Below are 23,936 nucleotides of genomic sequence, written 5' to 3' on the forward strand. Positions count from 1 at the left end.
TTAAGAAAAGGTTAATCAGCTCACTTTTGGGTCTTAAGTCACATTATACCTTTGTTAAATTTTGCTAATAAGGATTTATTTATAAGATCCAAAAATTAGGAGATTTAAATGAAATTCAACAAAACACTAATGCTCGGTAGCATCCTATCTCTAGGCATGTTTAGTCAAGCAGCAGAAAAACCCAATATTCTCGTCATCTGGGGCGATGATATTGGTCAATCAAATATCAGTGCCTACACAATGGGACTCATGGGCTAGAGAACACCCAATATTGATAGCATAGCCAAAGAAGGTATGATTTTCACTGATTATTATGGTGAACAATCCTGTACTGCAGGACGTTCCTCTTTTATCATGGGTCAATCGGTATTCAGAACAGGCCTTTCAAAAGTAGGTCTTCCTGGTGCTAAAATGGGTATGCACCCAGCAGACCCTACTATTGCGGGCCTCCTCAAAGCGGAAGGGTACGTAACAGGTCAATTTGGTAAAAATCACCTCGGCGATCAAGATGAACATCTTCCTTCAAACCATGGTTTTGATGAGTTTCTAGGTAACCTTTACCATTTGAATGCTGAAGAAGAACCTGAGCTCCCTGATTATCCTAAAGACCCTGCTTTCAGAAAGAAATATGGTCCTCGTGGCGTTATCAAATCATCTTCAGATGGCAAGATCGAAGATACTGGCCCACTCACCAAAAAACGCATGGAAACAGTTGATGACGAAACTGTAGCTGCCGCTATTGATTTTATGGAACGTCAAAATAAAGCCGGCAAGCCTTTCTTCACTTGGTGGAATGGTACTCGCATGCACTTCAGAACTCACGTTAAGGATGAGCATAAAGGTATTTCAGGACAAGATGTCTATGGTGACGGTATGGTTGAGCACGATATGCATGTTGGCGAGCTTTTAAAGGCACTCGACGATATGGGTATTGCTGACAATACATTTGTCTTCTATTCCACAGATAATGGTGTTCACATGAATACTTGGCCTGATGCTGGCATGACTCCCTTCCAGGGTGAAAAAAACACCAACTGGGAAGGTGGATGGCGCGTACCAGCTATGGTAAAATGGCCTGGTAAAGTTAAAGCTGGGTCAGTTTCAAATGAGATTGTTCACCACATGGATTGGTTACCTACTTTTCTCGCTATGGCAGGAAATTCAACTATCAAAGAAGATCTTAAAAAAGGTGGTGTAAAGGCTATTGGCCGTGAGTATAAAATCCATTTAGATGGTTATAATATTCTACCAATGCTTACTGGAAAAACTGATAAATCTGGTCGTAATGAAATTTTTTACTTCTCTGATGATGGTGACCTCACCGCTCTTCGTTACAATGATTGGAAAGTGATGTTCATGGAACAGAAAAAGAAGGAAACTCTACGTGCATGGATTGAGCCTTGGACTGTTTTGCGAATCCCACTCATCTTCAACCTCCGTCGCGATCCTTATGAGCGTGCTTATTTCACTTCTAATACTTATTATGATTGGTTGATGGATCACGTTTTTTTCTTGATTCCAGCACAGGAATACGTTGCTGGTTTTCTCGGAACTTTCAAAGAATTCGCACCGCGTCAAAAAGCGGCAAGTTTCTCTTTAGACCAAGTAATTGAAAAAATGAATTCCTCAAGTGGTTCAAAGTAATCAAGTCTTAAAGTTGAACCCGTGAGCCGAGCTCACTAATTCAGCTTAAACTAAAAAATCCCAGTGAGTTTGACTCACGGGGATTTTTTTTTTACTTCAACTTAACAAAAACCTTTTTCTTCTAGCTCATTAAGTACACGCGTGAAAGGAGCTTTTACAGCCTCAATGCGACTCGCTAGATCCGCGGATTTTTCTTTGGAGGCCATCTCAATGCCATAAAAGAGTGGAGGAAGTTCTTCGCTTCCTAAAATAGCCGTTAGGCTTTTCAATGAATGCGCCAAAATATGGCAATTATCAATATCGTTAATACTCAGATGCTCTAATTTTTCATAAGCATCATGATAATCTTTGTAGAAATCCACAAGGATACGTTGGTACAAATCCAAATTATCATTGGTGTATTTCACACCTTGTTCAACATTTAAGGTCTCTAAATTAATCATCTCAGCTCCCATTTTCATCTAAAACTTATTAAACCTGTTATCTCAAAGACTCTTTGTAAAGTTTTAAAATAAGCTTTTTAGAAATTAATAATAAGTTTCGTGCAGTTTTTTTGTTTTATAGGATCCCAAGTTCTAGATTATGATACTTGGAGATTGGATGAATAAGAAAATTAAAGACTTACCCGACTTAGATCGCCCCCGTGAGCGCATGCTCTCGATGGGTGAAGAAGTGCTCAGTGAATCAGAATTAATTGCCCTCATTATCGGCAGTGGCACACGTGAACTTTCCGCTATTGATTTGGCGCGGGTCATTTACCAGCATTTTGATAATTCCCTATTTCGACTCAGCCGAGCTACTTTGGAAGATTTAGAACATATCCATGGAGTTGGACCCGCTAAAGCGACAAGTTTAAAAGCCGTATTTGCCTTGGCAAGAAAACTTATTGTTGAAGAAGCCTTGGAGCAATTCACTATTAACCGCCCCGAGTCTGCTGCTCCCTACTTGATCCAATTACTCTCAGGAAAAACTCAAGAAGAATTCCATATCCTCTTACTCGATACCAAGAACAAACTTTTGCGTTCTTCGCAAATCTCTGTGGGTTTACTGGATCGTTCTCATGTGCATCCCAGAGAAGTTTTTCGAGAAGCCCTACGTTATGGAACAGCCAAAATCATCTTGGGCCATAACCACCCCTCCGGTGATCCCACCCCATCACCACAGGATATCGAATGCACAAAAAACCTCATTGAGGCCGGTGAAATTCTCGGTATTAAAATAGTTGACCACTTAATCATTGGTCATAAACTAGCTGGAGATTCACGTCAGTTTGTCAGCCTACGTCAATTGGGCTTAATCAACTTTTAACTCATTCTAAAGCAATCTTGACTGCGTAAAAATTGCTTGTGTAAATACAGGTATTATATTGCCTGAAATTTATTAAATTAGGAAATGCGATTATGTTAAAAAAACTCTGTGCTTTTTTATTAGCTAGTACAAGCTTTACAGGCTTTGCTTTAGAAGAAAAACCCAAACTCATTTTACAAATTACTGTTGATCAACTGCGTGCTGATTTACCTTTACGGTATATGCAGAATTTCAAAAAGGGTGGCTTCCGCTATCTGTATCAAGAGGGTGTCGTCTACACAGATGCTCATCATCCTCATGCCAATACCGAAACGATCGTTGGCCACACGACTTTAGCCACCGGAGCAACCCCCTCTATACACGGTATGGTCGGCAATGTTTGGCTTGATCGCTCTACGGGAAAAACCAAGTATAACATTGAGGATCCAGATTATCATCTTCTAAGTAAAAATGCCGATGTTGATAAAAAAACTGAAATAGACCCAACGCAAAAAGCTGCCAGCACAGATGGACGTTCTCCTGCGGGCATACTATCTACAACTTTTAGTGATGAACTTGCAGTTCACACTGCGGGACAAGCAAAGATTTTTGGTGTCTCGGTAAAAGATCGCGGGGCAGTCGCTATGGCAGGACATGCCGGTAAAGCCTATTGGTTTTCAAAAGCAGCCGGTACTTTCGTTACTTCTAATTACTATATGGATCGTTACCCACTGTGGGTCGAAAAATGGAATGGCTCAGGAAAACTCAATTCATATAAAAAGAATCATTGGAAACTTAGTCGTCCATTAGATAATTATGTCATGAAGGCTCAAGATGACGTCCCATGGGAAACTGATATCGCCGGCTTTGGCAAAAAATTTCCTCACCCTTACAAAGAAGGTAAATATTTCACCACATTGCTAACTTTGAGTCCTGCTGGCGATGCCCTTACTCTAGATTTTGCAAAAGAACTCTTAGTCCAGGAAAAGCTGGGACAAGATGAAATTACAGATTACCTCTCTGTCAGCTTTTCTTCTACCGATTACGTTGGCCATATCTTTGGTCCATCAAGCTTAGAAATGGAAGATAATCTTTATCAACTCGATGGTTTTCTAGCTGATTTATTTCGTTTTGTCGATAAAAAGGTAGGTCTTGATAATACCCTTATCGTTTTTTCCGCTGATCATGGTGCCCCAGAAGTCCCCGGTTACCTTCAGAGTCTCAAAATTCCAGCTAAATTTATTAATCCCGATAAATGGCCTAAAGAAAAAGCTATTAAAGCCATTGAAAAACAATTTTCCATCAAGAGCCAACTCATTGAAAAATATGAGCACCCTTATATCTATTTTTCTGAAGAAGTGAACGCTAGACCCGACTCTGAGCGCCTAGCTATTGAGCAGGCAGCAGTTAAACAATTGATGACTATTTCTGGTATTCACTTGGCTGTATCTAGCCGTGCTCTAGAACAAAATGCCCTCCCTAATACAGCTATTCATCGTGCCGTACTTAACAATTTTCATCCGAAGCATTCGGGTGATGTCTATATAGTTTTTGATCCTAATTGTTTCATTAATCATTTTGATGGTCTGGAAGTTGCTTGTACACATGGTTCCCCTTGGTCCTACGATACACACGTCCCTTTAATTTTCGCTGGCTACGATATTGATGATAATACTGTGGCACGTCGTGTCAGTACCTGTGATTTAGCCATGACTCTTTCCAACATCATTGGCTGCCGCCCACCATCGGGGTCTGTCGCTAATGTCTTAGAAGAAGTTTTAGAGGATTAATAGCTCTTTATTAATCAAGCATAGTTTATTAATACATGTTTTGGACTAAACTAAATAAAAAATAAGGTTCAACACATGTACGATAAAATTAAAGATTCTTTAGCTCGCTTAGGGCTACCATTCACTGAAAATGAATTTCTTGCTGTTGCAGCTCAGGCTGAATCGGGTCATGTTGTCCACGTTCAGTTCACTCCTCCTGCTGAGTTTGCAGAACATCAGATTCTCGAAATCTGGAGTCTTGCTGATATCATTGACGCTGAAGAAACTCTTGAAGCCGCGCATTATGAAGAAATACTCAAAGAAAACTTCACTTGGCCCTTAGGTTCTTGGATGCTCCGTCCTTTCCCCGAGGGACTCGGACTCTGCTTTAGCATTAAACTTATTTCCAAAGACTTCAGTTACGCAGATGATCAAATAGAAATGGCCATGCAGGGCATGATTCACGTCGTTTCTAGTATGCAAGAAGATATGGGAATCTCGCCTGAGTGAAAAAAGCGATCACCATAATTAGCCTAGTACTTTTACTTGGCATTGCTTGGTTTTTTCTTAAACCAAAAGCTGATCCACATCAAGAAATAAAAGACCAATTCGAATTTCTTCGTCGCCAAGCTGAAGAAACTCCCAGCTTAAAGGGTATTCCTTTATTTAGCCATATCCGCTCTTTTAAGCAGCACCTCACGGAAGATTTTTCACTTTCTGTCCCCGAATATAAAATGAGCTTTACAAATCGTGATGACTTCATTAATAAATCCACTAGTCTTGCGCCTATGATTCCCAGCTTTCAATCTACCTTGAGTGATTACTTAATCAAAGTAGAAGATGATACGGCTAATGTTGAACTGACATGTACCATTGCAGGACATAACAAGGACTATAAATTTAATGAAAGCCGCCAGCTTTTCATTAAACTAATAAAGCCTTCTGGTACTTGGAAAATCCAATCAGTTAAAGTTATGACTCCAGAAAAATGATGGTTCGAATTTCTTGCTCTTCTTTGTACTAGCATAAAGCTTATTAATCACTCTCTTGGCCATGCATATTATCTTTTGAATTATGGAGGTAAATTATGATGCCGCAGTCATTGCCGGAGCTTTAAATAATGTTATTTAAGTCTTCGCCCTTAAATCTATATAAAGATAATTAAAAATCTTTCCGTAAATATTTAATCATAAGCTATATTAGCTTATTATATTATCTTGTGTTCAAGGGGAGACTATGAAACGCACTCTATTCATTTTAAGTACTTTATTACTTTTTTTCAATTATTCACTATTCGCTCAATCAGGCTCAACTGAGAATATACAAGAAGACCTGACTAGCTTTGAGGGGCAAGTCAAATCACTCAAAGATAAGAAAGATTCTTTAAGTGCAAAAGAGACTCAAACCCTGCAAAACCTGCAAAAAGCCATTGCTTTAATCAATCAAACATTAGATACCAATAAGCGTATCAATTCACTTAAAAAAGAAATTGCACTGGCTCCTGAACAGCAAGCTGATTTTGATCAACAATTACTTAAGTTTAAAGCCTTAAAAGTTAATCAATCTCAAGTCGACAAACTCGACCTCACTCAACTTGAAACGGCTTATAAAAAACATAAAGAAAGTGGACTTAATTTAAAAGAAAAATTCGATATCAGTACACAGAATATTGTTAAGCACCAACAAATTCGCGATACCATTCAAGAAAAAATACTGAAAAATGTCGAACGTATTAGTGCTCTTAATAAAAAAAGTTCTGACCCAGGGGATACCTCCTCCTTTAAAGAAAAATATTCAAAATATGAGCTCATAAAACTCGACGCTGAAAATAAACTTTTCAGGCTTCAGCAAAGTTCATTCTCGACTCTCAATAAGCGTAGGAATGCCTTGAAATCCCTTTTGGGAGCTCAATATGCTAACTTTGAAGAAACCAATAAATTCTGGAGTGCGTATATCCTAAAACGGCGCAGTCAAGAAGTCAATAAACAGGAAAAAGTCGCACTTTCAGAATCCCAGCAAATGATGGATCAATCACCTGAAATTAAACTTGTCTTTAATCGCAATGTAGTTTTATTACAAAAACTAAAAGAACTCAATCAACTTCGCGCCACAGTTAATGCTCAACTCAAAGTGAAGAATGAGAAATTCGACTTTTTAAAAAATAACTTTAATGACACTAAAGATATGTTAACAAGACGTATCCTCAATGAAGTTGTGGGGGTCGCTCTTAGACAAAAATTTACTAATTTAAGTGACTTAAGTGAAGACGGTGTGAATAAAGGGGACACATTGAAAATCATGTCTGAACTCGAAAGAGACATGCTCATGTGGCGACAAGAATTAAAATCGCTGAACCATATTCCACAAAAAATTGATGCCCTCTTGGTGAATAACAAAAAACTTGATGACCCACTTAGAAAAAAACTCACAAGTACGTTTTCCGACCAGAGAAATTATATCTTACAAATCCAAGATGCTAGCCAACTTTATTTTGATAAAGTCCACGCACTTCACGCTTTAAATGAGCAACTAAAACTCGAAGTTGAATCATACAAAACTTATATAAAAGGACATTTATTCTGGATCCCAAGTTCTGAAGTACTCAATTTGACTAGTCTAAAAAACTTACCCGATGATTTTGAAAGTGTTTTCTTAGCTCTAAGCTGGGGGAATTTAAGTGACCGCTACAAATCGTCATGGCTTTCGTACAAATGGACACACATTACTTTTATTTTAGTTTTCTTCTTTTTGCTGATTTTTAGATTTCTATACCTCAAATTGTTAAGTAAAGATACAGAAATAAGTAAAGTACAAAGTTTCAAAAATACCCTCAAATTTTTCTTGTCTAATACGGCATTAAGCCTGCTCGTTCCTACTTGTTTATATTATTTCTCCTTCGCTCTAAGTCCCCAGGCTGATAGTAGCGCTCATGCGACCATTAGTATTTCTCATAGTTTCAAAGCTTTATCAATTTTTTACTTTTTCACTTTTTTTATCGCTAGTGCAATGCGCCCCAATGGATTAGGGGTAAGATGCTTTGGCTGGGATAAAGAATTATCGGCTAATTATTTTAAGCTGATCAGCCTATGGCTTTATATTGTCGCGCCTTTTATCTTTCTAGGGCAACTTTCGAATAAAGTATATGATGCGCATATCGATAACATCTCTAAATTTGGTATTATTAGTAATGTCCTTCTCGTGTTCGCGATTTTTGTTTATACTTTTATCAATAGGAAAAAATTCCTCCCTGAATTCGAAATCCATGCTAAAGCTCATAAACTCCTCAAACTTGCTTATTTTTCTTCAATCCTTGTCATGTCTTCAATTTTAGTTTTAGCGTTTCAAGGCTATTTCTATTCAGCATTTATCCTTAAGAATCTTACCGTTCGAATGGGGATTCACTGTATCATTATTTTCTTTTTATCTAGCCTCATCCAAAGTTACTTATTGCGAAGACGACAAAAACTTGCCGAACTCAGCGTTCGTAAAAAACTCGCCATTAAAGAAACTGAAAAACTTCAGCTGCAACATGAGGTTCTCATTGAGCAGCAAGAGAAAATCCTAGAAAATGAAATGGTCGAAACTCGTAGAGGCTATTCAAGTCTTCTGAAAATTTTATTCTTTGCTGGTGTCTTCTACATCTGGCAAGTTTTTTTCCCCGCTTTAAATATTCTAGACCAATACACACTTTGGACCCACACAGTAGAAGTGAATGAGGCTCCCGCAATTGTACAAATTACAGTTAAAAACCTCTTGACTGTCTTTATCTTTGTCATTGCCACTTTTTACTGCTCTAGTGCCCTACCTAATATTTTAAAAGTTTTTATCCTCAATAAGCTCTCCTTTGATCAAGGGCAAAAGTTTACAATTGTTACCCTACTCCAGTACTTAATCATTACTGTGGGACTTTTTTATTCATTTGAAAAACTGGGTGTTAATTGGTCTGAGTTTCAATGGCTTATTGCTGCACTTAGTGTGGGCTTAGGTTTTGGTTTACAGGAGATTGTAGCCAACTTTGTATCTGGTTTAATCGTCTTATTTGAGCGCCCCTACCGCGTCGGAGATATTGTCACAGTAGGACAGACTAGTGGTACTGTTTCAAAAATCCAAATTCGCGCCACCACCATTCGCGACTGGGATAGACGCGAACTTATTATTCCCAATAAAAGCTTTATTACGGGAGAATTTATTAACTGGTCATTATCAGACTCCATTAGTCGAGTGGTTATCGCAATCAAAGTACAACTCGACTCTGATGTGAAACGTGTACACAAACTTTTAGAGGACTTAGGGGAGAAACATCCTAATACTTTAGATGAACCTAAACCGCAGGTTTTCATAACTGACATGGCAAGTGATGGCATCTCATTCGAACTTCGTGTCTTTGTCCCTGCAAGTAAGTACCGCTTAACGACAAAGGATGAACTATTAGCCGCTATTCATGGTCACTTTGAAGAACAAAATATTCAAATATCTAGTCCTCATTACAAGATTGATCTTAATCAAAATAGCTCCATTTAAAACAACTGAGCATAGTTTCTAAATGACAGTACTACTTGTCTGCTCTACTTCGTACAAAACGCTTTTACATTCAAGTTCTACTAGTTTGTAAGCCTTCTTAATGAAATAAAAAAGCCCCTTGAACGAGTGAGTTCAAAGGGCTTTTTTTGAAAAGAAAATGAGTTTTTATTTTTCCTCAGAAAGCTCTTTTTCTACTTCTGTGTTTTCTTTTTCTGCTGAAGGCTCTTCTTCTATTTCATCTTCTGCATCACAAATACTGGCACAATTTTCACAGTCAATAACTTCTCTATTTGCTGCTACCGTTGCTTCTGCTTCTGCAACAGCGATTTTTTCAATCGTCTGCAAACTTTTCTCAAAAAGCTCTTTATAATCATCGATACTTGCACCCGTATTAAACGCCATTTCATTGATGCGATAATTCAACTCACGCGCCAAACGTAAATATGCTGGTGATGATTCAATTTTTAGTCCTTGGATATTTGAGCCTAAAGAATTTAAGATAGTTGATATTTGTGCTGAGGGTTCCGCAATAATCCAATACTTACCATCTCTCATAATGATATGCGGTCCATCGTTTCTCGAAGGCAGACGTTGAACTTCTTCTGTATCAATCTCATCGTCCAATACCACTGGCTCAGAGTTTATTACTTCTTGAGTTTCTGCAACAACTTCTGGCGCGTCTTCACCTACTGCTGTTTCTTCAGCAACAAGTGCTGTTTCTTCTGCCACAACTGCAGGCGCATCTTCTGCATTTGTTTCTTCATCTGAAAACATGCCACATGATGCCATCAAAAAAACTGAACTACTCAAACATATTTTTGTTAAAATCTTACGCATAATCTTCCCTTTCTTTTTATTATTAAATCTGACCAATCAAAATATAGCGCCCTCAATAATTTATTAGAAACAATAAATCAAACTTCCGTGATAGAAGCATTAACTATAGAGGGCTTTGTTGATCATAACTTAACAAATTTATTTTTTTGGTGCCATCATAGCTACTTTAAATAATTCGATCATTTGTTTTGTTTCAGGACGCAAGTTCTGAATACCCTCATAAGGCATGCCATAAGTTGCTTTATTATCCGGGTACTTCATTTTACGCATCATGTGACGTTTGGCGATGTTCGCAAATTGACCTCCTGCCCATGGCCCATACTGAATTGAATCCATCGGGCGGTCTTCGCGTGAATCGCGATAGAGATCAAAAATCTTTGCTGCAATGGGATTCTCTCCTGGTGCAGGTAAATGCATCTTATACTTATTTTTGACAATCGATTTTAAGGCTGTGCCCTCATAAACAAAAACATAATCACGACGTCCGTGAGTCTCGCCCAACATAAGGACGCCACTCTGGTCAAAGCCATCAATAATACGATCACGAGGGATATGTTTTTCTGCACCTGCAAGACGCGCAAAAGTGGTGTAAAGATCTGAGACGTGAATTATATCTTCGGCTCTAGTTCCTGGCTCAATAACGCCTTCCCAACGCATGAAGGCATTGACGCGAACTCCACCTTCTAAATGGTCTGCTTTACCGCCGCGGTAGATGCGATCCGACTGACCTGATGGCCCCGCATACTGCATAAAGGGACCATTATCACCCATGATTATAACGATTGTATTTTTGGCTAAGCCAAGTTTATCAATCTCTTTCAAAATATCACCAATCCATTGATCGCATTCCACGATTGATTCAGCGACGGTCCCACCATTCAAAGTCTTAAATTCTCTATTTTCACGGACAAATGACAAAGGAAATAAAGGCCAGTAATTGAGAAAAAATGGCTTATCCTGCTTGGCCAGACGACGCAATTCTTTGATCGTATTTGTTTGGTAACGTTCATTCATGGCGCGGTATTTAGCTTGGCTCCATTGCTCACCGGGCTTGAGGTCGACTTCGTAAAGCTTGCCATCTTTATCCTGTTCTAGGCCTGTTACCATATTAGATGGATCAGCTACAAAACTCTTATCTAAAGTGAAGGTTTGCGCAGCTCCATTTTTTTGAACACCAGTAATAATGTGCTGACGCTCACTATCTTTATGCATAATCGCCAATTGACCTTGCTGGTGAATCGGAAATTCCGCATGCTCAAAACCTTGATTATTGGCATAGGATTGTTCAAGTTCACCCAAATGCCATTTGCCCACGTGAGAAGTCGTGTAACCTGCTTTGAGTAATACTTCAGGCAATAATACTTCTTTACCTGAAAGACCTTCTCCCGATATCGTTGCCTTGGCTTCTACCATGCCAGTACGTACGGGGAGGCGTCCCGTCATCATTGCTACACGTGTCGGCGTACAAGAAGGTTCGCTATACATGCGTTGCATACTCAGGCCTTCAGTTGCAAACTTTGAGATATTTGGGGTCTTATAACCACGGATCACATCTAAGTCCGGCATGCCGATCTCACCAAAACCAAGATCATCTAAAAGGATGTAGACAATATTGGGTGCCTTACCGCCATTTTTCTTCATAAACGATTCAAGCTTTTGCTCTATCGCCATGTCATCTTTTGCCCATTTCTCGGCATTTTGCGCTTCTAGCAAATAATATTCTGCATCGCGAATAATCGGTTCATTTGCCTGAATATTTGAGCTTCCCGCAAATATCGTCGCAAAAGCCATCAGGCCACCGCTGAATTTCTTCATTTTATTAATAGTCATTTTGACACCTATATTTATACTCAATTTACGCAATTGAAATTTTTTTCATCATTCATTAACACCAGTCGATGTCAGTATACATAATTAAGATGCCTTGGGAAGAGCTGTTAAGGCAAAGGAATATTATTAAATAACGGTTAATAAGAGAGGTAAATACTCTTGAACTTTTTTTTGTCTACAAAAAATACCCGCCCCTAAGGTTTAACTTTGAATTTTTAGCCTTTATATTGGCTGATGAAATCTAAGCATCCATCACTCATAAAATACTTTTTAGTCATCTTCTTCATTTTTTTTACTTCCTTCGGCTTTGCTGAAGAGAAGGGCTTTGTCCGGGAACTCTATAGAGATCTAAATATATTTGATAGACTCGAAGATGAATCCCGTCCCAAAATGATTAATCCTCGTGAAGCAGACAATCCCTTTTCTCACCTCGTCAATTTCCCCATTCAGTTTAATACTCATCGCAAGACGGGGCCTGATGATGAAATGAAAAACGTCCTTAATTTGAAGCCTCAGGTACCTTTTATCCTCAGTGATGATTGGTATGTCCTAACGAAAACAGATATCCCGATTGTGACAAAAGGCACCGATAGTACTAAAGACGGATTAGGAGATATTACCTTTACCACTTGGTTTTCTCCGATCAATGATCAACACTGGGCTTGGGGCGCGGGCCCCGCTATTAGTTTTCCCACTGCTACCGATACGACTCTGGGTACAGACAAGTGGTCCGTGGGCCCCTCTGTCGCCCTTGGTTATATTGATGAAACTTGGTTAATTGGGGGATCATTTACCAATATTTGGTCAGTGGGAGGCGAAGGTGACCGCGAAGTTAATTTCACCAGTATACTCCCCGTAGTTAGCTATAAAATTAACCAAAAATACTTTCTGGTGAGCTCCCCCGTAATCACCTCAAATTGGCGTTTAGATGGTGAAACATGGACTGTACCCGTAGGGGGTGGCATCGGCCGCATAGTTAAATTTGATCGACATGTTGTGAGCTTGCAATTTCAGAGCTTCTATAATGTCATTCATCCCGATCACGAAGCGGAATGGACTACACGTTTCCAAATTCAGTATTTCTTTCCTAAGAAACGCAAAGCCTTTTTTGAGCCAAAATAAATAAAACTGACATCCCAGCTGTTTTCATGGCGGTGGCTACGCCGAGCAGCAGCTCGGCCTTTGCTCAAAAACTAAGTTACCAACGCAAATAAGAATTCAAGCGTGGCTTCGGCACCATATGTCGGACGCGCGGTCGTGAGCCCTGTTTTGTTCTTTATAGTCATGTGTGGCTCACGCCACACACTATTTTCTGTCGGGAGAAAGCCCTCGTGAGTGTTGAATCGTTCTTCTCTAAATCCTCACGACTTGTTCAATGCTAAAATCTGGCGACAATATAGGTTGAAAAAGTGATAGCAGCTAATGCTGTAAGCATGATTCAATTAAGCCCAATGGCGTAAGCCTTGGGAAGTATTATAGAGAATAATGTTATGAATGCTGTAAGCATGAATTAGAGCTTTAATGCGTTCCTACAGAACTCACTCATTGTTCATGTACTCGTTTTCCCTAGCTCTGACGAACTAGGCTAAGTTAATGCCTGCTTTCAGCACTAAAAAGTAAATCTAATTCCTTGCCCGATTAATAGTTCATTTCCAGATTAATAGCTCCAAACAGAAATCTTAATTACCTGGCTACGCCGAGCACCAGCTTAGCATTGACTCAAAAACTATGTCACCTTTAATTGTTGCCTACTATTTTCAAGTACTGAGGTATCTTCCTGACATGAAGTAAGAAGTACAATAAAAGAGTGATCAGAGTAAGTCTATTTTTCATGACTTCCAACTAATAAATAAATTGATTAAAGGGATATGAAAAATAAAGCCCGTATCATATTGATCAATAGTAAAACGCTCCTAACAATCAATATTTCGGCAAAAATAATTTGTAGAATTTAAAATTTTGACAGACTAGATTAACAGCTTTTCCATTTCTTCACTCACCAAGCATATAGAATTTACTGAATCTTTGTATTCACAACTCGCGCTTTATTAATTACCTTTAGACAAAATCTCGAAAAGGCTTTAATTTATTATAGAAATGGTTTCCAAAATGATATTCAAAAAACTACTTCCCCTGACTTGTATGCTTGCGTCGGCATTTACCGCAGGAATCGTATGGCTGTAATTATTTAAACTCGTCTCACTATTGATCTCTAAACAATTTTTTAACATAACAAAGGAATTGAAATGAAAAAATTAACTTACCTCTTAAGTTTTTTACTTTTGGGCAGTATTCATGCTCAAGATAATGCACCTGAAGGTGACGACTTATCACTCGCTAAATCTTCACAAAACCCCCTTGGCAATCTCATCTCTGTTCCTTTTGAGTTCAATGGTACTCCTGATATGGGAACCGAGAACAACAATAGCTACACTCTGAATATCAAGCCAGTTGTCCCGATGTCATTAGGCGATGATTTAACCCTCATTAACCGCTTCATTATCCCGGTTAATTATCAAGAAAGTCTTTACCCTGATCAAGGTAGCGATCAAGGTATTGGCAATATCACTTACCAAGGTTTATTTAGCCCTAAACCGACTAAAAGTGGCATTATCTATGGTGGTGGTCCCGTTATTCAAGCTCCTAGTAACTCAAATGATCGCTTTGGAGGAGATTCTTGGGCAGGTGGTTTAGCAGTAGTCGTGTTAGCAAAACCTGGTAACTGGCTTTTTGGTTGCCTTGGACAGCATTTGCAAGATTTTGCAGGTGGTGATAATGTCAGCCAATCTTCTTTCCAATACTTCGTTAACTACAACTTTGAAAATTTCTACCTCACTTCTACGCCAACAATGGTTTACGACTGGACAGCGAAAGATAGCGATGACTCCACTTTAATCCCCGTCGGTGGTGGTGTAGGTAAACTCTTTCACTTTGGTAAAACTCCCGTTGATATTCGCTTTCAGACTTTCTGGAATGTTGAACGTCCGGATGATGTAGGATCTTACACTGCTCAATTATCTGTGAAATTTCTTTTCCCAAAATAAGAATTTTCTAGCATCATTCACAGGGATTGTGCCGCGAGGCACAATCCCTTTTTTGTGTTTTGCTAAAACCCTTTCACAAAAATACTCATACACTGGAAGTTTAGAGGCGATTATAGTTAGTCCAGCTCGCGGAGCTTCTCCTAATAAATGGGGACTTAAGGGATTGTCGCGAAGTGACGAAACTAAATTAGCATAGGACAAAAATCTCACTCCTAGGACAATGAGAAACTGATTTCGTTATTAGCAAAGGCCAAGCTGGTGCTTGGCGTACCCATGCTTGAATAAATTTTACTCTTATGACAATGGATAAATTTTGAGACAAGGCCAAGCTGGTGCTCGGCGTACCCAGGGGTGAATAAATTTTACTCTTATGACAATGGATAAATTTTGAGACAAGGCCAAGCTGGTGCTCGGCGTACTTAGGGGTGAGAATTTAAGCACATACCGAAGCTATGTAGTAGGGTAGCCACCGGATTTATCCGGTGGCCATTGTTAAAAAAATGATATTCATGCCGAAGCTCTTCGGCCGCGGAGGCATTAAAATTAGATGCTAATCTTTATCATCCGCATTGGAATGCGGTGCTCCCAGCTATTGCCACACGATGATCTTATTCAAATACCACGGACTTAGGTCCGTGGCTACATTCCTAAGCTCTTCGAGCTCAAATATCTCTTAAATCCCACTCATTAGTGGCTCTCCGGCCCCGGGGGTATTAAAATCAGACACTAATCTTTATCATCCGCATTGGAATGCGGTGCTCCCAGGCACGACCGTAAAAGATTTCAGCTTACTTATTATATAGCTCACTAAAAAGCCTCGTAGACACGAGGCTAGATTAACAACAAAGCTTTGTTTTTTAACAGGGATTTTCAATCCTTATTAGCGCATTCTTTCGCCTTATGTGAAAACCACAAAAATACTACTCTATAGTTTATAGTTTAAGTTAACTGTGTAGAAGTTTATATAATTGTCGTATTCGCCACTTGCAGTGCGTCCTAAATTATTGGACTGATTTAAATTTTGTTTCCCTAGATCAACATGCTCAAAAGCAACACCTAAAGTGATTTTTTCTGAGTATTTATATTCCGTACCGATACCATAAGATATTATGTTTATACAGGTAGAAACCCTTATAAATATAGCGTACTAAATTTTATTTATAGAAATTTACTATTACGCATATCGCAATACTATACCCGTAAATTATTAATCTCTAAAAGGATTTTTTACGACAGGAATAAAGAGGATCCTAAAGTTCCAATCATAGCCTAAATCATCAGGCCGGACGACGGCATACTGAGCTTCGAAGGCAATACGAACAGGCATTTTACCGATCATATAAATATCTGAATAACCCAGCCCCACTGGAACCGTTAGGGCATTATCAGAATCGGCCTCCCAGTCATAAGTAATATTTGGTGACATTCCCAATAATTCAGTTTTACTTAAGCGGTAATTTAAAAAATACTGTACATCAGTGAAACTGGTACTTTCTCGATCATCCTCTCCTGCATAGGACCACCAATGTTGTCCTAAGGCTCCGTAATTCCATCCACCTACGTTGGGTGCCAAATTAGCAAAAAGAAAAGCTGGACCCGCTTGCCATTTTTCTTGTCCTAAAACTTCGTCTTCTGCAGTTGGGAAGATTTGAGTAAAGCCCACACCCCAAACAGCACCATCTAATTTATCGGGTCCAACTAAAGTTAAAAGTGCTGTATCGCCAAAACCATTAGTACGGTCATTCTGGGGACTTGAATTGTATTGAATCACTGGTCTTACAATCAAATTCCAATCTTCGTCGTTAAATTCAAATGGAATCGACATTACAGGCTGAAACTTAAATAGATTGACATCTTCAGAACCCTTAATTCCATCACCACGTACTTGTCGATAATCATTTTGAGCCCATAGCATCCAGGCTGCCCCTAGTGGATTAGCAGTCATCTTACCAATTTTTTCTAAATCTGGTTTTTCTTCTTTCAGTTGTAGTTCTTCAGCTTCTTCTTCATAAGTATGACGAAGTTCTAGTTCTTGCGCGTAAAGAGAAAAGCTCATACTCAGCATTACAAATACTATTAATTTTTTCATATCATTCCTTTTTTTTTATTAAAACCAGTAATTTAAACCAACTGTAGCAATGTGAATGGCGGCATCGTAGTCACCGCTTGCAGTACCTGCTCCGGAGTCTTGATTAAGTGATGGACTCCCTAGGTCGACGTAAGAATAACCAAAACCAATGGTCATATTTTCGGCGTATTGATATTCCGCACCCACACCGTAGCGATGAATTTCGTCTGAAGGTAAATCAGCAGTCATATTTCCTGAATCCACCATTGAGCTATCATAGCGATAACCACACATCAAAGTCCAATCGGGATTGAGCTTGTAGGCTGCGCCTAAACCAAAACCGTAAGTATCATTGTAGTTACGATTAAGGTCGTTTGAACCTAAACCTGAATCTACTGCAATTTCCCCAAAACGACTCCATTCTTCCCAACTGGCTGATCCATAGAGTTTCCAATCTTCATTGACTTCATGACTAATGCCCATTTTCACCATTTGAGGCAAAGTCATCTCTAAATCTACCTTATCAATGATCCCACCAATAATGCTTCCCCCAGGAGTATTAGAAAAATTAGGTTTATCCTGGAACTCATGCTCTATTTCAGACTGATAAGTAAAGGAAAATCGCGTTGCATCGCTGATTTGATACATCATACCCAAAGTTACACCGAAAGCCCAGTCTTCATCTTCGTATTTCATTTTACCATCGCCGGGAGCCAGTGTATTAATAGCAACTTCAGCCTCATATATGGCATAATCAATGATTAAGCCAAAACCAACAGATAGCTTGTCGTTAACCTTGTAAGAAAATGCTGGAGATAGTTGGAGTGTAGTTAAGGTGACGCTTTGCATATTATAGCGTCCGACCCAATTATCGTCATATTCTAAACTGAGCCCCGTATGAGCATTCATCCCAATACCGAAAGTCCACTGATCATCCAAGTGCTGAATATAATAGGCCGTTGGCATTAACTCATTTGAGCCTATTTTTCCCCCATCATTGCCACCTGTTGTACTGCCTTTATCTTTGAAATCCATATCTAATGATAAGACTTGAATCCCCGTTGAAAACATATCGGCACTAGTGAAAGCCATACCTGCCGGGTTGGTCATAAGTATTGTTGCTTCGTCAGTATTTGTTAAATTACTATTGCCCGCAGTCGCTACACTCGCTGGTGTTCCATAGACCACTAAATCCAAACCTCCTGCAAAGGCTGAGCTCGTTCCCAGTAATAAAGATGTTGCAATAAATTTTTTAAGCATGAATTTCTCTCCTTATTTTCGATAAGTTACAAACTTATAGGTCTAATTATTATCTAACAAGTATTTGAGGCCTGTTATTTAGCCTGATTTTTAATAAAAAATAGTTTAGCCCGCGTGTAGCTGAGTACTAATTCTAACCTAATTCGTACGATTATATTTTACATTAGTAAATATACGCGTGCGTGAGGTCTATTTTAGAGATTTCAACAAGGGCAAAATCACTCTAACCGTTCATAGCTTATGATCAACTTGAGTAAATCAAGGTAGCAATCAAATTATGGCGTATTTTCAAGTCTTTAGAGGTAAAAAAAGCGTATATTAACAGCATGTGGGCGTGACGATTTTAGGACTCAGTAAAAAAGCCCTATTTTAAAATGTATGGTAACGGTTAAAGTGCGGGAATAACCCAAGGTATCAGTGACTTCGCCCATATTTCGTCAAAGTTCAACTCTCTCATTTTCCACTGAGTGATTTTCAGTTTAAAAGAGCGTCCTGTATAAATGATTTTCCCTGCTAAATCGAATAGTTTACGGCGTATGGTCGTTGGGTAGCAGTTCCAAGCAAAGCCCGCAATATTACGTTTGAAAATCTGAAAGAGATTGAAGGATATAATCCCCATTGTGTACCAAAAAGAGTTAGCGTGATAATCGAGACAAGGCATTCTCTCACTAGCAAAGTCTTTAGCCGCACGGTGGGTAAGTTCATCAGCTCCACGAGAATGGTCATAATCAATTAATTCTTGATCGGAACAATCTTTCACATCAAGATTTGTAAGAATAATACGACTTTCCAAACCTAATAAGGCTTCTCCATTTTCTTCTGTTGGTCGTAAAAACAAAGCTCTATATTGCATTTCTTCTGGCCAGGTCGCTCGTCGTTCTTGAAAAGCGAGGTAATGCCAAGTGCAGGCTTTTTTACTATAGATACCATCGAACTCCTCTATTTTTTTATTTGCATGTATCTTGTGGTCTGAATAACGCTTTCCTGCACAAATAAAGTTGATTTTAAGCTCGTCGCAAGCCGCAAAAATCTTTTGATCGTAATAACCTCCATCCATACGCACTATGATCTGAATGTCTTCTCCAAGGGTCTTACGAATCATTGGGGTTATTTCTTGTAACATCTTGATTGCCACACCATCGTGATTTGTTGAGCAATGACCCGATTGAAAATAAGTATCAACATACATACCATCCCAGATGAGGTTGATGGGATGGGATGGTATCCTTCTTTTTTCTTGTATGTACATTTTACTCCTGCGCGACATTTAGCTCCGTCGTTATCGTAGACACTGGAGTCGAGAAAAAGAATGACTTTCTGCAGATTTTTATCTTGGAGAGCACTAAGGAAAATCCTGCGGACTAAAGGACGAAGTAGTTCAAGATCTACCGTATAAGCCTTGTGAAGAATTCTTTTTAAGGCGGCGGTACCTAGAGCTTTTTTACAGCCCAAGAGTTTTTGCCAAGCTTCATCTTTCTGCAAGGTATCGAAAGTTTTTAAACTACTTTCGGTACCGTCTGTAAAAAAGAGCACAAGCTGAAAAAAGGCTTCTTCAAGCTTTATCCCTTTCTTACTTTTTCTTAAATCTTGTAATACCTTCGCAAGTTCATCACAAATGCCAGTGCCATTAATGAAATTAACAAAAGGTGCTAATCCTGATCGTGAACTTAGACAGTTTGTGGTGACTCCAATTTCTTTGATTTTTCTACGACATTCTTTCTGGGTTATTCTAGTTTTTTTGTTTTTCTTGGGCATCGTAACTCTGTGGTGTTTTGGGTTGGTGTTTTTTAGTCGAAACTAATTTAGCCCAAACGCCACTTTTCACCTCCCCAGTGAAAGTTTTATGCCTAAAGCGTATTTCTTAGGTCTAAGTAATTTTCTCTAGGAATTAGATTTATTTTCATCTTTATCCATTGCCTTTAATACCTGTAAGCCCACTACACCAAAACCGATTTCCAGAATCATATAGGCGGTTAAAAGCCAGTGAGGCACACCATCCACTAGAAGGCTCAAAGCTCGTCCTGCGGCTAAACCAAACATAAAGACAATTAAACTGTAAACTGCAGGGCGAGTAAATTTTTCATTTTTAACCCCCATGGACCAAAAGACAACTAAGGCTAAATATAAACCCATTATGGCACGAAATATATGCACGCCATTCGGCGCAGCTACTTCTAAACCAAACATCATTTTCATTGTCTTTACTGGCATCAAGCCATAGCCGAGTGCTATGGGAACTAAACCGAGACATGCCGCTATTAAAAATATTTTTGCGAATTTCATTTTATTTCTCCTTGTTCATTTTTGTCTATTAACTAATTAAGTGAGGCAAGGCCCCGAGTCGCCTGCTTCATAATATTCATTTTTGTCTATTTTAGATTTTCAAAAAATTGCTTAGTGGCTTTAATATTTTGGCTTTGATAAATTTTAATTAACAGAGCAGCGATAAACACTGCTAGGATACTTAAGCCCGTGATCCAACTCAATTCTTTTAAGAAGGAAAATATGTTTATCAACAACACACAGTCAACGGCTATAATTGCAGTTAAAAAGATATAACTTTTTTCCAAATTTTTGATGATATGATTTTTTTGGATAAGCTCAATTTGTTGTAGCTTAATATAAGTATCTGCATCACTAAAGCTGTTAAAAATGCATATAAGACCTGCTCTAGCTTATCGTGATTAATCCTTTGTGATAAAACTACGACAAAAGTAAATATGATTAACAGCAGTTTGAATATCACAGAATTTTCACTCAAAAAGCGCTTAGGAGGCATACCGTATTCAGCAATTTCTGGTGAATTTATTATTTCTAAACTACTTTTTAAATTCTCCCTATCAGCCATACAACGGGCGACAGCGTTAACTTCGACTGGTAGCTGTTTTTTGAGAGGAGGGAAAATGGCTACTAAAACCTTTAAAACGAGATAGCCCAATTCTTCTGCTATGCGAAAATCTTTTCTATGTGCACCACACAAAAGTGCTGGACGATAAATGATTACACGCTCGAAATTAAGTTCTTGTACCGCATCCTCTAAGTCACCTTTTACCTTTAGGTAATTCATTTTTGAATGTGAGTCAGCTCCCTGTGAACTTTGGATATGGATTTCAGGTATTTTTTTATTTTGAGCCCACTTACAAATATCCAAAACTAAATCAAAATCAACTTTGCGGAAAGCCTGCTCTGAACCCGCTTGTTTGACGGTGGTTCCAATACAAATAAAAACGGCATCACAATCTATATCAAATGACTCCAAGGCTTTGTTAAAATCAATGACTTTTAATTTGCTATCAGTCCAAGTTAAAGGCCTTCGACTAGGACAATAAATTTCTGTCCACAAATCATCTTTACACAAGATCTGAGCCAATTCTTGTCCCGTTGCACCTGTAGCTCCAAAAATTATGGCTCTCATTTTTCTTTACCCTGAGTCTCTTTCTTATGATTTTTTTGAATCTCTTCAACTTTGTCTATATAAGATTCTATATTTAAATGTTTATCTAGATTAAACACTAATGTCCCGTAATAAAAAATAGCGCACCAAAGTAGAGTAAAGGTACTTAAATTAATAAAAGTACGTTTAAAGTTAGCTCCCAATTTTTTAGCTATTATTGCATACGTGGGTATGCCGATGAATATCGGTGATAATAAGGCGGCAGTACGATCTCCAAAACGATCCCACAAGGCTTCAAATTTTTTCATCTTTGTCGACTCTTGCTTCTTCTTTAAATTTAAAGAAAAAAACCAAGCTCCTGCATACCAAGCTTTGAGTCCTACCAACATTGCTGGAACAAAGTTATAGGCTAGCATTTCTAAAAAAGAAAAACCCAATACTGCAGCAATTGCTGGGCCTGCGTAGGTTTTCCAAGTACTTAGTAGACACATTAATAAACTAAATAAGATGTAATTTTCTGCGTTAATGGAAACTCCAAAAAAATGCCATCAAAAATGATGGCATAATTATTCTTAATTTTTGCTTTCGACTCGAATTGTATCGTAATTTAAGCCTGCAGGGTTATTGCTTGCGCCCTTCTGTAGAGGGTATTTCCCGAGGGTCATTTGGAATTTCTTTATGTGAGTCGCCGCAGGACCAATTAACCACATGTTATCTGCCATCCAGCGCACATACATGCCTGCTTCTTTGGGTGCTGTCTCAAAGGGGTCGGCATATAAATTAATGATTTCTGGTAAAGCAGATACCGATCTAGTCGCAGTAAATTGATCGCCAGCTTCTTTAGCAAAATTTAGTTTCCATTCTTTCCAACGAATTGCGTTGAGTTGACCTGAGGAAGAGAAATAAAAGAAAGCTTCTCTTGGTGCTACCTTAGTTTTTTCCGTCAAATAGGGAATGAAATTAAAACCATCAGGGTGAATTTTCCATGTTTTCCCATTTGCCTTATAACCATTTTTTAGTTTTTCTACTAATTTATCTTCTCCTGCAGCAGCTAATAAAGTAGGCATCCAGTCCTCGTGTGACATCATTTTGTTGATGCGAGTTCTCGCTTTGATTTTACCCGGCCACCTAATCAAGCATGGACCTCTAAAGCCACCTTCATTTGTCGTTCCTTTTTCACCATTATAAGGATTTGTACCACCATCCGGCCAAGCTACTTTTTGAGCGCCATTATCAGTGGAATAAATCACAATCGTGTTATCAGCTATATCCAAAGAATCTAGCTTGTCTAAAAATTTACCTATATGCAAATCATGTTCATACATTCCATCTGGGTATATGCCTACGCCAGTTGCACCGATATACTTTTTTTGTTGACGTGTCCAGACGTGCATTCTCGTTGAGTTATACCATATGAAAAATGGTTTTTTTGCTTGGTGGGCACGATCAATAAAATCTAAAGAAGCCTTGAGGAGATCTTCATCCACGGTCTCCATTCTTTTTCGAGTGAGTGGCCCTGTATCTTCAACTTTGCCATCGGCAGTTGATTTAATGACTCCTCTTGGCCCAAATTTTTTGTGAAACTCTTTATCTTTAGGATAGTAATAAGTTTCAGGTTCTTCTTCAGCATTTAAGTGATAAAGATTACCAAAGAACTCATCAAAGCCATGATTAGTTGGCAAATGTTTGTCTTGGTCACCCAAATGATTTTTTCCAAATTGTGCTGTGACATAGCCCTGCTCTTTGAGTAAATCAGCAATTGTCGGTGTCCAAGATGGAATACCATGCAATGAGCCAGGTAGACCGATAGAAAGTAAGCCAGTACGAAATGGTGATTGACCTAATATGAACGAAGCACGACCAGCGGTACAAGACTGCTGTGTATAATAATGGGTAAACATCGCCCCTTCCTCAGCAAGTCGGTCAATATTGGGTGTTTCATATCCCATAATGCCGTTTGAATAAGCGCTTATATTCGTTTCTCCAACGTCATCTCCCCACATGACCAAGATATTTGGTTTTTCTTGAGCAGAAATACAAGTGGTTAATAGGCCGCTACAAAGTAATTTTAAACTAAATGAAAATTTCATATGTTCCCTTTATTTTTAATTGACTGCAAAAATATATAACATGAACAAAACAAAATGAAATGAAATGAAAAAACAATCCACAGTCCCTAGTGCCTCTACTTTCCTGTGAAAACTGTACATAAATCTCTTAAATTAGAGTTTTTATCATTTCGTCCTGAAGAAATAAACTTTGCTGGATACGCGATCTTTAAA

General features: G+C 38.6%; 16 protein-coding genes and 2 pseudogenes. 8 read left to right on the plus strand and 10 right to left on the minus strand.

Going from position 1 to position 23,936, the window contains the following annotated elements; translation table 11 throughout:
* Nucleotides 1-108 precede the first annotated feature (108 nt).
* Nucleotides 109-1,644, plus strand: a pseudogene (locus PQO03_RS10870) (arylsulfatase).
* A gap of 101 nt (nucleotides 1,645-1,745) precedes the next feature.
* On the opposite strand, the gene PQO03_RS10875 reads toward PQO03_RS10870, so the two are convergent.
* The gene (locus tag PQO03_RS10875; protein WP_274150287.1) at nucleotides 1,746-2,087 is read right to left on the minus strand and encodes a hypothetical protein; all 342 of its coding nucleotides are present in this window, start codon (nucleotides 2,085-2,087) and stop codon (nucleotides 1,746-1,748) included.
* A gap of 157 nt (nucleotides 2,088-2,244) precedes the next feature.
* On the opposite strand from PQO03_RS10875, the gene radC reads away from it, so the two are divergent.
* The 5 genes from radC to PQO03_RS10900 all read left to right on the plus strand — a co-directional run bounded on the left by radC (nucleotide 2,245) and on the right by PQO03_RS10900 (nucleotide 9,221).
* Nucleotides 2,245-2,952 (plus strand): RadC family protein, encoded by a 708-nt coding sequence (radC, locus tag PQO03_RS10880; protein WP_274150288.1) that lies wholly within the window; start codon nucleotides 2,245-2,247, stop codon nucleotides 2,950-2,952.
* Between the two features lie 62 nt (nucleotides 2,953-3,014).
* On the plus strand, nucleotides 3,015-4,721 hold the full coding sequence (locus PQO03_RS10885; protein ID WP_420792865.1) for an alkaline phosphatase family protein: 1,707 nt from the start codon (nucleotides 3,015-3,017) through the stop codon (nucleotides 4,719-4,721).
* Nucleotides 4,722-4,796: 75 nt separating this feature from the next.
* A complete protein-coding gene (locus PQO03_RS10890; RefSeq protein ID WP_274150290.1) occupies nucleotides 4,797-5,210 on the plus strand; it encodes a hypothetical protein in 414 nt (137 codons plus the stop codon).
* The gene (locus tag PQO03_RS10895; protein WP_274150291.1) at nucleotides 5,207-5,692 is read left to right on the plus strand and encodes a hypothetical protein; all 486 of its coding nucleotides are present in this window, start codon (nucleotides 5,207-5,209) and stop codon (nucleotides 5,690-5,692) included. Before PQO03_RS10890 ends, PQO03_RS10895 begins: the two co-directional genes overlap by 4 nt.
* Before the next feature lie 244 nt (nucleotides 5,693-5,936).
* Nucleotides 5,937-9,221 carry a mechanosensitive ion channel domain-containing protein gene (locus tag PQO03_RS10900; protein ID WP_274150292.1) on the plus strand — a complete coding sequence of 1,095 codons (3,285 nt, stop codon included), beginning with the start codon at nucleotides 5,937-5,939 and terminating at the stop codon, nucleotides 9,219-9,221.
* A 165-nt stretch (nucleotides 9,222-9,386) separates the two neighbouring features.
* On the opposite strand, the gene PQO03_RS10905 is transcribed toward PQO03_RS10900, so the two are convergent.
* A complete protein-coding gene (locus tag PQO03_RS10905) occupies nucleotides 9,387-10,058 on the minus strand; it encodes a hypothetical protein (protein WP_274150293.1) in 672 nt (223 codons plus the stop codon).
* A gap of 138 nt (nucleotides 10,059-10,196) precedes the next feature.
* Nucleotides 10,197-11,888 (minus strand): sulfatase-like hydrolase/transferase, encoded by a 1,692-nt coding sequence (locus PQO03_RS10910; RefSeq protein ID WP_274150294.1) that lies wholly within the window; start codon nucleotides 11,886-11,888, stop codon nucleotides 10,197-10,199.
* A 234-nt stretch (nucleotides 11,889-12,122) separates the two neighbouring features.
* Between PQO03_RS10910 and PQO03_RS10915 the strand changes: the two genes are divergently transcribed.
* Together PQO03_RS10915 and PQO03_RS10920 are read left to right on the plus strand one after the other, a co-directional pair.
* Entirely contained in the window at nucleotides 12,123-13,010 is an 888-nt protein-coding gene (locus PQO03_RS10915) for a transporter family protein (RefSeq protein ID WP_274150295.1), read from the plus strand.
* 1,124 nt (nucleotides 13,011-14,134) lie between these two features.
* Nucleotides 14,135-14,932, plus strand: a complete 798-nt coding sequence (locus tag PQO03_RS10920) for a hypothetical protein (protein ID WP_274150296.1) — start codon at nucleotides 14,135-14,137, stop codon at nucleotides 14,930-14,932.
* 1,207 nt (nucleotides 14,933-16,139) lie between these two features.
* On the opposite strand, the gene PQO03_RS10925 is transcribed toward PQO03_RS10920, so the two are convergent.
* From PQO03_RS10925 to PQO03_RS10955, 7 genes and pseudogenes are all read right to left on the minus strand, one after another.
* Nucleotides 16,140-17,021 (minus strand): hypothetical protein, encoded by an 882-nt coding sequence (locus tag PQO03_RS10925; protein ID WP_274150297.1) that lies wholly within the window; start codon nucleotides 17,019-17,021, stop codon nucleotides 16,140-16,142.
* Nucleotides 17,022-17,039: 18 nt separating this feature from the next.
* Nucleotides 17,040-18,260: an OmpP1/FadL family transporter gene (locus tag PQO03_RS10930; RefSeq protein WP_274150298.1), complete on the minus strand. Its 1,221-nt coding sequence runs from the start codon at nucleotides 18,258-18,260 to the stop codon at nucleotides 17,040-17,042.
* A 388-nt stretch (nucleotides 18,261-18,648) separates the two neighbouring features.
* Nucleotides 18,649-20,118, minus strand: a pseudogene (locus PQO03_RS10935) (IS1380 family transposase).
* A gap of 23 nt (nucleotides 20,119-20,141) precedes the next feature.
* Nucleotides 20,142-20,543: a DUF4345 domain-containing protein gene (locus PQO03_RS10940; RefSeq protein WP_274150299.1), complete on the minus strand. Its 402-nt coding sequence runs from the start codon at nucleotides 20,541-20,543 to the stop codon at nucleotides 20,142-20,144.
* Between the two features lie 262 nt (nucleotides 20,544-20,805).
* Nucleotides 20,806-21,675, minus strand: coding sequence for a Rossmann-fold NAD(P)-binding domain-containing protein (locus tag PQO03_RS10945; RefSeq protein ID WP_274150300.1), 870 nt, complete (start codon nucleotides 21,673-21,675; stop codon nucleotides 20,806-20,808).
* The gene (locus PQO03_RS10950; protein WP_274150301.1) at nucleotides 21,672-22,145 is read right to left on the minus strand and encodes a hypothetical protein; all 474 of its coding nucleotides are present in this window, start codon (nucleotides 22,143-22,145) and stop codon (nucleotides 21,672-21,674) included. The genes PQO03_RS10945 and PQO03_RS10950 overlap by 4 nt, the downstream gene beginning before the upstream one ends.
* An 81-nt stretch (nucleotides 22,146-22,226) precedes the next feature.
* Nucleotides 22,227-23,744 carry an arylsulfatase gene (locus PQO03_RS10955; RefSeq protein ID WP_274150302.1) on the minus strand — a complete coding sequence of 506 codons (1,518 nt, stop codon included), beginning with the start codon at nucleotides 23,742-23,744 and terminating at the stop codon, nucleotides 22,227-22,229.
* Nucleotides 23,745-23,936 lie beyond the last annotated feature (192 nt).

The sequence above is a fragment of the Lentisphaera profundi genome (assembly GCF_028728065.1).
Classification (GTDB): Bacteria; Verrucomicrobiota; Lentisphaeria; order Lentisphaerales; family Lentisphaeraceae; genus Lentisphaera; species Lentisphaera profundi.

Bases quoted from the DNA above. Each gene is read 5' to 3' on its own strand.
- PQO03_RS10875 (WP_274150287.1), bottom strand. From the start codon at position 2,087: ATGATTAATTTAGAGACCTTAAATGTTGAACAAGGTGTGAAATACACC.
- radC (WP_274150288.1), top strand. From the start codon at position 2,245: ATGAATAAGAAAATTAAAGACTTACCCGACTTAGATCGCCCCCGTGAG.
- PQO03_RS10890 (WP_274150290.1), top strand. From the start codon at position 4,797: ATGTACGATAAAATTAAAGATTCTTTAGCTCGCTTAGGGCTACCATTC.
- PQO03_RS10900 (WP_274150292.1), top strand. From the start codon at position 5,937: ATGAAACGCACTCTATTCATTTTAAGTACTTTATTACTTTTTTTCAAT.
- PQO03_RS10905 (WP_274150293.1), bottom strand. From the start codon at position 10,058: ATGCGTAAGATTTTAACAAAAATATGTTTGAGTAGTTCAGTTTTTTTG.
- PQO03_RS10910 (WP_274150294.1), bottom strand. From the start codon at position 11,888: ATGACTATTAATAAAATGAAGAAATTCAGCGGTGGCCTGATGGCTTTT.
- PQO03_RS10915 (WP_274150295.1), top strand. From the start codon at position 12,123: ATGAAATCTAAGCATCCATCACTCATAAAATACTTTTTAGTCATCTTC.
- PQO03_RS10920 (WP_274150296.1), top strand. From the start codon at position 14,135: ATGAAAAAATTAACTTACCTCTTAAGTTTTTTACTTTTGGGCAGTATT.
- PQO03_RS10925 (WP_274150297.1), bottom strand. From the start codon at position 17,021: ATGAAAAAATTAATAGTATTTGTAATGCTGAGTATGAGCTTTTCTCTT.
- PQO03_RS10930 (WP_274150298.1), bottom strand. From the start codon at position 18,260: ATGCTTAAAAAATTTATTGCAACATCTTTATTACTGGGAACGAGCTCA.
- PQO03_RS10940 (WP_274150299.1), bottom strand. From the start codon at position 20,543: ATGAAATTCGCAAAAATATTTTTAATAGCGGCATGTCTCGGTTTAGTT.
- PQO03_RS10945 (WP_274150300.1), bottom strand. From the start codon at position 21,675: ATGAGAGCCATAATTTTTGGAGCTACAGGTGCAACGGGACAAGAATTG.
- PQO03_RS10950 (WP_274150301.1), bottom strand. From the start codon at position 22,145: ATGTGTCTACTAAGTACTTGGAAAACCTACGCAGGCCCAGCAATTGCT.
- PQO03_RS10955 (WP_274150302.1), bottom strand. From the start codon at position 23,744: ATGAAATTTTCATTTAGTTTAAAATTACTTTGTAGCGGCCTATTAACC.